The sequence below is a fragment of the Massilia sp. MS-15 genome (assembly GCF_020176695.1).
Classification (GTDB): Bacteria; Pseudomonadota; Gammaproteobacteria; order Burkholderiales; family Burkholderiaceae_D; genus Telluria; species Telluria hydrophila.
Map to the genome: position 1 here is coordinate 1 of NZ_JAIWIA010000070.1, position 9,065 is coordinate 9,065.

The window sequence follows — 9,065 nt, forward strand, 5'->3', positions numbered from 1 at the left end:
CCGCCATGCGCTCAGTTCGAGCACATCAAGGCGCCTTTAGCCTTGGCTCCTGCTTCATGACCCCAGGGGACATTTCTACTTTGCAGAACAGGGGACATTTCTATTTAGCGTTGACAGCCCCCGCGCGCTGATCCGCCGCCGCCATGGCGCCAGGAAGCGCGAACAGCGGCGCGCTGTTGACATCTCGCTATAATGTATTTCATGACTACTACCACCAAGCTCGCCGCCCAGTACCGCAGCGACGTCTGCATCGTCGGAAACGGCGCCATCGCCAAGACGGCCGCCCTCGGTTTTGCCCAGTCCGGGTATAGCGTCACTCTCCTGGTGCCGCCCGCGCGCCCGGCGCCCGAGACGCCGAACGCGTCCGCCGCGGAAAAACCGTGGGACGTGCGCGTGTATGCCCTGAACCATACGGCGCACGACCTGCTCGCGTCGCTGAAGGTCTGGGGTGCGCTCGACCTGGCGCGGGTACAGGCCGTCGATGCCATGGACATCAAGGGCGATGGTGCGCAGGGCGGCAATCTCGGCTTCGACGCCTTCGGCGCCCACGTCGGCACGCTGGCCTGGATCGTCGAGGACAGCAACCTGAACAGCGCGCTGGACGCCGCCCTGAAGTTCGCGGCCAATGTGCAGGTGGTGTCCGGCTGCGCCTGCGACCTCGCCTGCAGCGCGACGGGCGCGAAGGTCGCGCTGGAGGACGGCACCAGCATCGCCTGCGAACTCGTGGTCGGCGCCGACGGCCGCGAATCCTGGGTGCGTGGCCAGTGCGATATCGGGGTCGACTACCGCATGTACCACCAGCGCGCCATTGTCACCAATTTCGCCTGCGACAAGCCGCACCATGGCGTGGCCTACCAGTGGTTCACCTGCGCCGATGGCATCATTGCCCTGCTGCCGCTGCCAGGCAAGCGCGTCTCGCTGGTGTGGTCGGCCCCGGAAACCCTGGCCGATACGCTGATGGACGAGTCGCTCGGCGAACTGGCGATCCGCCTGGCCGAGTATGCCGAGGACAAGCTCGGCACCCTGCGCCCCTTGCAGCCGGAAGACGTCAAGGCGGTGCCGCTGGCCCTGGTGCGCCCGCATTCGATGGTGGCGCCGCGGGTGGCGCTGGTGGGCGACGCCGCCCACGCGGTGCATCCGCTGGCCGGGCATGGCATGAACCTGGGCTTCGGCGACATCGTCGACCTGCTGCAGGTGCTGCGCGAACGCGAAGACCGGCGTGGCATCGCCGACGAGCGGGTGCTGGCCCGCTACGCCCGCAAGCGCAAGGAAGACGTGCTGCTGATGCAATGGGCCACCGACGGGCTCGAACGCCTGTTCGGCGCCAACCTCGAGCCGGTGCGCGTCGTGCGTAATTTCGGCTTAAACTTGCTCGACAAATTGCCAGTAATTAAGCGGCGCCTGATGGCGCACGCGATGGGCAAGTAATCTATTAAGGAATTGTCATGTTGAAAACCAAGGTCGCCGTCCTGCTGGCGACGGGCCTGCTCGCCTCTTGCGTGGAAGCGCAGAACACCACCGAAGCCACGATCAGGAAGGCGCTCGAACCGCGCCTGAGCGGCGCCAAGATCGAGTCGATCCGCGAAACCCCGTACAGCGGCCTGTACGAAGTGCGCGTCGCCGGCGACATCCTGTATACGGACAAGAAGGGCGACTACCTGTTCATCGGCCACGTCTACGATACCAAGACCTCGACCAACCTGACCCGGGTGCGGGTCGAGGAGATCAACAAGATCAAGTTCAGCGACCTGCCGCTCGAGCTCGCGCTCAAGCAGGTGAAAGGCAACGGCAAGCGCCAGATCGCCGTGTTCGAAGACCCGAATTGCGGCTACTGCAAGCGCCTGCGCCAGACCACGCTGAAGGAAGTCGACAACATCACGATCTACACCTTCATGTACAACATCCTGTCCGAGGATTCCTTCGTGAAGTCGAAGAACATCTGGTGCGCGCCGGACCGGGTCAAGGCCTGGGATGACTGGATGATCAACGGCAAGCTGCCGCCGACCGCGCCAGCCGCCTGCGAGACGCCGAACGACAAGGTGGTGGAACTGGGCCAGAAGCTGCGCATCCAGGGCACGCCGGCGATCTTCTTCACCGACGGTTCGCGCATTCCGGGCGCGATCGACCTGAAGGGCCTGGAAACCAAGCTGCAGTCGCTCAAGTAGGGTGGGCAGCTTTGCTGCCCACGCGTTCAGCCAGTGCCTGCTCTGCGGCAGTGCTCCCGCTAGTTGAACGCGTGGGCGGAAATCCGCCCACCCTACGAAAAACATAACAACACGCAGTCCAAAACAGGGAGCAGAACATGATTACCTTGAACATCAACGGGCGCGACCTCCAGGTCGACGCCGACCCCGCCACGCCCATTCTCTGGGCGCTGCGCGACAACCTCGACATGACCGGCACCAAGTTCGGCTGCGGCGCGGCCCTGTGCGGCGCCTGCACCGTGCACCTGGACGGTAACCCGATCCGCGCCTGCGTGACGCCGATCGGCAGCGTGCAGGGCATGAAGATCACCACCATCGAAGCGATGGAAAGCGACCAGGTCGGCAAGGCCGTGCAGGACGCCTGGGTCAAGCACGACGTGCCCCAGTGCGGCTACTGCCAGAGCGGCCAGGTGATGAGCGCCGTCGCCCTGCTGCGCACCAACAAGCGCCCGAACGATGCCGACATCGACAACGCGATGAGCGGCAACATCTGCCGCTGCGGCACCTATCAACGGATCCGCGCGGCCATCAAGGATGCCGCCCAGACCCTGGCCTGAGGAGCGCGCCATGAACTTCGACTGGATCGACCGCGCGGCCAGCGCGCGTGCCGCCGGCGCCGGCCTGTCGCGCCGCGGCTTCATGAAAGCGGCGGGCGCCGCCACCGGCGGCCTGGTGCTGGGCTTTACCCTGCCGGGCGCCCACCGCTTCGCCCATGCCGCGCAGGCCAGGGTGTACGCGCCCAACGCCTTCCTGCGCGTGGCTCCGGACAACACGGTTACCGTGATCGTCAACCGCCTCGAATTCGGCCAAGGCGTGCACACCTCGCTGCCGATGTTGATCGCCGAGGAACTCGACGCCGACTGGTCGCAGATGCGCGGCGAGCTGGCCCCGGCCGGCGACGTTTATAAGGATCCCGCTTTCGGCATGCAGATCACCGGCGGCTCGGGCAGCATCGCGCGTGGCTTCCTGCAATACCGCGAGATCGGCGCCCGCGCCCGCGCCATGCTGGTCGCCGCGGCGGCCGAGCAGTGGAAGGTCGAGCCGGGCCGCTGCAGTACCGCGAAAGGCATGGTGCTGGGCCCGAACGGCCAGAAGGCGAGCTACGGTGCACTGGCCGATGCCGCGATGAAGCAGCCGGTCCCCGCCACCGTGGTGCTGAAGGAGCCGAAAGCCTTCCGCTACATTGGCAAGCCGATGCGCCGCCTCGATGCGCGCGCCAAGTCGAGCGGGCGCCAGCAGTTCGGCATCGACTTCACGCCGCAGAATGCCGTGAGCGTGCTGGTGGCGCGTCCGCCGGTGTTCGGCGCCAGGGTGGCGAGGTTCGATGCCGCCGCCGCGCGCGCCGTGAAAGGCGTGGTGGAGGTGCTGGAAGTGGAACTGGACCGCGGCGCCCGCGGCGTCGCCGTGTTCGCCACCGGTTACTGGCCGGCGAAGCAGGGGCGCGATGCCCTGCAGGCCGAATGGGATGCCAGCGCGGTCGAGAAGGTCGACAGTGCACGCCAGCTGGAGGCATTCCGCCAGCTTGCCAATGCGCCTGGCGGCAGTGTCGCGCGCAAGGCCGACATGGCGCCCCTGGCCGGCGCCGCCCGCAAGATCTCGGCGCTCTACGAATTCCCTTATCTGGCGCATGCACCGATGGAGCCGCTCAACTGCGTGGTCGACCTGCAGGCCGAGGCCTGCACGATCTGGGCCGGCACCCAGTCGCAGACGGTCGACCAGCAGGTGGCCGCCAGCCTGCTCGGCCTCAAGCCGGAGCAGGTGATGATCCACACCATGATGGCCGGCGGCGGCTTCGGCCGCCGCGCGGTGCTGTCCTCGGACTGGGTCGGCGACGCGGTGCGCGTCGCCAGGGCCTGGCGCGCGGCTGGCAAGAGCGGCCCGGTCAAGCTGGTATGGAGCCGCGAGGACGACATCCGCGGCGGCTACTACCGCCCGTCCTACGTGCATCGCGCCGAGCTCGGCATCGATGGGAAAGGCAAGATCGTCGCCTGGGACCACAAGATCGTCGGCCAGTCGATCATGGCCGGCACCATGTTCGAGCAGGGCATGGTCAAGGATGGCGTGGACGGCAGCACGGTCGAGGGCATGGGCGAGCCGTATGCGGTGCCCATGAACCTGCGTGTCGAGGGCGTGAAGCAGAACGTGCCGGTGCTGTGGTGGCGTTCGGTCGGCTCCACCCACACCGCCTATGTGATGGAGACCCTGATCGACGAGGCGGCCCACATCGCCGGGGTCGACCCGGTCGCCTACCGCAAGGGCCTGATGAGCGAGAAGCATGCGCGCCATCGCGCGGCCCTCGACCTGGCGGTGGCGAAGTCCGGCTACGGCAGCAGGAAGCTGGCCAAGGGGCGCGCCTGGGGCGTGGCCGTGCACGAGTCCTTCGGTTCGGTGGTGGCCTGGGTGGTCGAAGCCTCGGTGGCGGATGGCGTGCCCAAGCTGCATCGCGCGGTCGCCGGCGTGCATTGCAACCAGCCGGTGAACCCGCTGTCGATCGAGGCGCAGATCCAGGGCGCGGCCCTGATGGGCCTGGGCATGACCCTCCCGGGCGCCGCCATCACCCTCAAGGATGGCGTGGTCGAACAGCAGAACTTCAGCGACTACGTGGTCGCGCGCCACCATGAGATGCCGCAGGTCGAGGTGCACATCGTGCCCTCGAACGATCCGCCCACCGGCATCGGCGAGCCCGGTCTGCCGCCGCTGGCGCCGGCCTTCGCCAACGCCGTGTTCCGGCTTACCGGCAAGCGCCTGCGCAAGCTGCCCTTCGACCTGGCTTCGGCCTGACGGGCATGTGCGGCACCTCCCTGGCCGGCATCCTGCTCGCGGCGGGACGCGGGCGCCGCTTCGATCCGGCCGGCGCGCGCAACAAGCTGCTCCAGCGCCTGCCCGGCGGCGAACCGGTGGTCGCCGCCAGCGCGCGCCTGCTGCTGTCCTGCGTGCCGCGCGTATTCGCCGTCGTGCCGCCCGCGGATGGCGGCGTGGGCGAGCTCCTGCGCGCGCTCGGCTGCGAAGTGAGCGTGTGCCCGGATGCCGACAGCGGCATGGGCGCTTCGCTGTCCCATGCAGTGCGGCAGTCTGTGCGCCAGTCGCTGCCCGCGGACGGCTGGCTGGTGGCGCTGGGCGACATGCCCTGGGTGGCGCCATCGACCCTGGCCGCGCTGCGCGACGCGCTGCTCGGCGGCGCCGGCATCGCGGCGCCGCTGCATGGCGGCCAGCGCGGCAATCCCATCGGTTTCGGCGCCGTCCACCGCGATGCGCTGCTGGCCATGGCGGGCGAGCAGGGCGCGCGCCGGCTGCTGGCGCTGCATCCCGTGACCGGGGTTGCGGTGGACGATCCCGGCATCCTGCGCGACATCGATACGCCGGCCGACCTCCCGCCGTGAGCGGCGCAAGCGTCGGGACATATGCATGTCATTGTTTCCAGTCGTGATCGAATCCGATTACACTGGAAGGATATTCCTGCCGCATGAACAACAATCAAATGAAAAAACCTTCGCAGAAAACGCAGCCGGCCATCCTCTACACCATCGTGCCGAAGGACCTGGCCGGCCACCTGTTCGATGTCACGCTCACGGTGGCGTCTCCCGATCCGGACGGGCAGGTGTTCGCGCTGCCGGCATGGATCCCGGGCAGCTACATGATCCGCGAGTTCGCCCGCAACATCGTACGCATCCGCGCCGAAAGCGGCGGCCAGGAAGTGGCGCTCGCCAAGCTGGACAAGCATAGCTGGCGCGCCGCGAAGAGCGCCGGCCCCCTGACCCTGCACTACGAGGTATATGCCTGGGACCTGTCGGTGCGCGCCGCCCACCTCGACCAGACCCATGGCTTCTTCAACGGCACCAGCGTCTTCCTGCGCGTGCTTGGCCAGGAGGACCGGCCGCACCAGGTCGACATCCAGCGTCCCGCCGACCCGGCGGCGAAGACCTGGCGCGTCGCCACCGCGATGAAGGAACTGGGCGCCAGGCGCTACGGTTTCGGCACCTATGTCGCGGGCGACTACGACGAGCTGATCGACCATCCGGTGGAGATGGGCGACTTCCAGCTGGCGAGCTTCAAGGCGCATGGCGTCCCGCACGACATCGTGGTCACCGGCCGCGTGCCGAACCTCGACATGGCGCGCCTGCAGGCCGACCTGAAGGCGATCTGCGAAACCCAGATCGCCTTCTTCGAACCGCAAACGAAGCGGGCCCCGATGGAACGCTACGTGTTCATGACGATGGCGGTCGGCGACGGCTACGGCGGCCTGGAACACCGCGCTTCCACCGCCCTGATCTGCGCCCGCGCCGACCTGCCGGGCCTGGGAACGCCGAAGGGCGGCGAACCGGGCGAGGGCTACCTGCGCTTCCTCGGCCTGTGCAGCCACGAATACTTCCATACCTGGAACGTCAAGCGCATCAAGCCGGCCGTGTTCGCACCCTACGACCTGCAGGTGGAGAACTACACGCCGCTGCTGTGGCTGTTCGAAGGTTTCACCAGCTACTACGACGACCTGATGCTGGTGCGCGCCGGGATCATCGGCGAGCCCACCTATTTCAAGCTGCTGTCCAAGACCATGGCCGGCGTCCTGCGCGGCAGCGGACGCCTGAAGCAGAGCGTGGCCGAGTCCAGCTTCGACGCCTGGAGCAAGTACTACCGCCAGGACGAGAACTCGCCGAACGCGATCATCAGCTACTACACCAAGGGTTCGCTGATCGGCCTGGCCTTCGATCTCACCATCCGCGCCAGGACGCATGGCGCCAGGTCGCTCGATGACGTGATGCGCGTGCTGTGGGAACGCTTCGGCTGCGACTTCTACCAGGGCGGCGGCCGTGGCGTGGGCGAGGCGCAGGTCGAGGCCATCTTCGACGAAGTGGCCGGCGCCCGCCTGCGCACCCAGTTCGAGCGCTGGGTGCGCGGCACCGAAGACCTGCCGCTGGCCAAGCTGTACGCGCCTTTCGGCCTGAAACTGGTGGACGAGCGCAAGAGCGGCAAGCCCTCGCTCGACGCGAACATCGGCCGCGATCCGCTCGGCGCCAAGCTGAGCCAGGTGCACGAAGGCGGCGCCGCCCACCGCGCGGGCCTGTCCGCGCACGACGTCATCATCGCGATCGACGGCCTGCGCGCCACCGGCAACCCGTCGAACGTGGACACCCTGCTGGGCCGCTACCGCGTCGGCGACACGGTGCGCATCCACGCCTTCCGGCGCGACGAGCTGATGGCGTTCGAGGTGATCCTGCAGGGCGAGCGCGCACCGGGCATCAGCCTGGCGCCGGCGGCGCCCGGCCGCAAAGCCGCGCTCCTGAAGCGCCCCAGCAGCATGTAAAGGCTGTTCGTAGGGTGGGCGGATTCTCCGCCCACGCGTTCAACTCCAACCTGAACCGAGGCTCCGCTTGAAAACCGCCCTGATCGCCGTCACCCTCTTCCTGGCCGCCAGCTCTGCCTCCGCCCAGCTCCCGGTTCCCGTGAAAACCGACATCAACACCCGCGTCAACGCCATGTACCCCTGGCTCGACACGGTGTACAAGGACCTGCACGCCCACCCCGAAATCGCTTTCCAGGAAGTGCGCACCGCCGGTAAGCTGGCCCATGAGATGCGCAAGCTCGGCTTCGAGGTCACCGAAAAGGTCGGCAAGACCGGCATCGTCGCGCTCCTGAAGAACGGCCCCGGCCCGACGGTCCTGGTGCGCACCGAGATGGACGGCCTGCCGATGGAAGAAAAGACCGGCCTGCCCTACGCCAGCCGGGCCAGGGCGATGAACAATGGCGCCGAGACTTTCGTCACCCACAGCTGCGGCCACGACGTCCACATGGCCGGCTGGCTGGGCAGCGCGCGCACGCTGGCGGAGATGAAGGCGACATGGAAAGGTACGCTGGTCTACATCGCCCAGCCGGCGGAAGAAATCGTCTCCGGCGCCAGGGCCATGCTGGACGACGGCCTGTTTACGCGCTTTCCCAAACCGGACTACGCATTTGCCCTGCATTCCTGGCCGCTGGCGCATGGCACGGTTGGTTTCAATGCCGGTCCGGTCTCGTCCAACTCGGATGCGATCGAGATCGTGTTCAAGGGCCGTGGGGGCCATGGTTCGGCGCCCGACAAGTCGCTCGATCCGATCCTGGTTGCCGCCCGCTTTGTCGTCGACGTGCAGACCGTGGTCAGCCGCGAGAAGGATCCGAAGGAATTCGGTGTGGTGACCATCGGGGCGATCCAGGGCGGCACGGTGGGCAACATCATCCCGGACAGCGTGCAGGTGCGCGGCACCATCCGTTCCTACAGCCCGGCCGTGCGCGCCAGGTTGCTCGACGGCGTGCGCCGCGTGGCGAATGCGTCGGCCGCCATGGCCGGGGCACCGGCGCCGGACGTGCAGCTCATCAGCGGCGGCGCCGCCATCGTCAATAGCGAAGCCCTGGTGAACCGCACCGAAGCCGTGTTCAAGGACGCCTTCGGTGCCGCGAACGCCCAGCGCATGCCGGCCATGACCGCCAGCGAAGATTTCTCGCTCTTCGTCAACGAGGGCATTCCTTCGATGTTCTTCTTCACGGGCGTCTACGACCCTCAAACGGTACTCGAAGCCGAACGGGAAGGCGGCAAGCCGATCGCCTTCAACCATTCGCCCTCCTACGCGCCGGTACCGGAGCCCTCGATCAAGACCGCCGCGCAGGCCATGAGCATGGCAGTGCTGAATGTACTTAACCGGAAATAAACCAGGAAAACAACGGATATTTACTCGTAGTAAATATCCGTTGATTCATTGAAGCACTTTCCTTATAAATGTCGTTCCAAAAATTATTCCGGTTGCAAACCGGTATTCCAGGGGAATCGACATGTCCAAACGCCTTCGCTCCGTCCTTCCATTCGCCATCTTGGCAGTTTCGGCCAGCCTGACC

The 9,065-nt window shown here is 66.9% G+C and carries 8 protein-coding genes; 7 read left to right on the top strand and 1 reads right to left on the bottom strand.

The window, feature by feature from the left end:
* Positions 1–201 precede the first annotated feature (201 nt).
* The 7 genes from LCI23_RS19755 to LCI23_RS19785 all read left to right on the top strand — a co-directional run bounded on the left by LCI23_RS19755 (position 202) and on the right by LCI23_RS19785 (position 8,881).
* The gene (locus LCI23_RS19755; RefSeq protein WP_224948160.1) at positions 202–1,428 is read left to right on the top strand and encodes an FAD-dependent monooxygenase; all 1,227 of its coding nucleotides are present in this window, start codon (positions 202–204) and stop codon (positions 1,426–1,428) included.
* Between the two features lie 17 nt (positions 1,429–1,445).
* Entirely contained in the window at positions 1,446–2,165 is a 720-nt protein-coding gene (locus LCI23_RS19760) for a DsbC family protein (RefSeq protein WP_224948161.1), read from the top strand.
* A 137-nt stretch (positions 2,166–2,302) separates the two neighbouring features.
* Complete coding sequence (locus tag LCI23_RS19765) at positions 2,303–2,761, top strand: (2Fe-2S)-binding protein (protein WP_224948162.1); 459 nt, start codon at positions 2,303–2,305, stop codon at positions 2,759–2,761.
* Positions 2,762–2,771: 10 nt separating this feature from the next.
* Positions 2,772–4,985 carry a xanthine dehydrogenase family protein molybdopterin-binding subunit gene (locus tag LCI23_RS19770; RefSeq protein WP_224948163.1) on the top strand — a complete coding sequence of 738 codons (2,214 nt, stop codon included), beginning with the start codon at positions 2,772–2,774 and terminating at the stop codon, positions 4,983–4,985.
* Positions 4,986–4,990: 5 nt separating this feature from the next.
* A complete protein-coding gene (locus LCI23_RS19775) occupies positions 4,991–5,584 on the top strand; it encodes an NTP transferase domain-containing protein (RefSeq protein ID WP_224948164.1) in 594 nt (197 codons plus the stop codon).
* Positions 5,585–5,682: 98 nt separating this feature from the next.
* A complete protein-coding gene (locus LCI23_RS19780; protein WP_224948167.1) occupies positions 5,683–7,503 on the top strand; it encodes a M61 family metallopeptidase in 1,821 nt (606 codons plus the stop codon).
* A 67-nt stretch (positions 7,504–7,570) separates the two neighbouring features.
* The gene (locus LCI23_RS19785) at positions 7,571–8,881 is read left to right on the top strand and encodes an amidohydrolase (protein ID WP_224948165.1); all 1,311 of its coding nucleotides are present in this window, start codon (positions 7,571–7,573) and stop codon (positions 8,879–8,881) included.
* Here the strand turns inward: LCI23_RS19785 and LCI23_RS19790 are convergent.
* Positions 8,868–9,065, bottom strand: a 198-nt coding sequence (locus LCI23_RS19790; RefSeq protein ID WP_224948166.1) for a hypothetical protein, incomplete at its 5' end; no start/stop codon positions are given. The genes LCI23_RS19785 and LCI23_RS19790 overlap by 14 nt on opposite strands.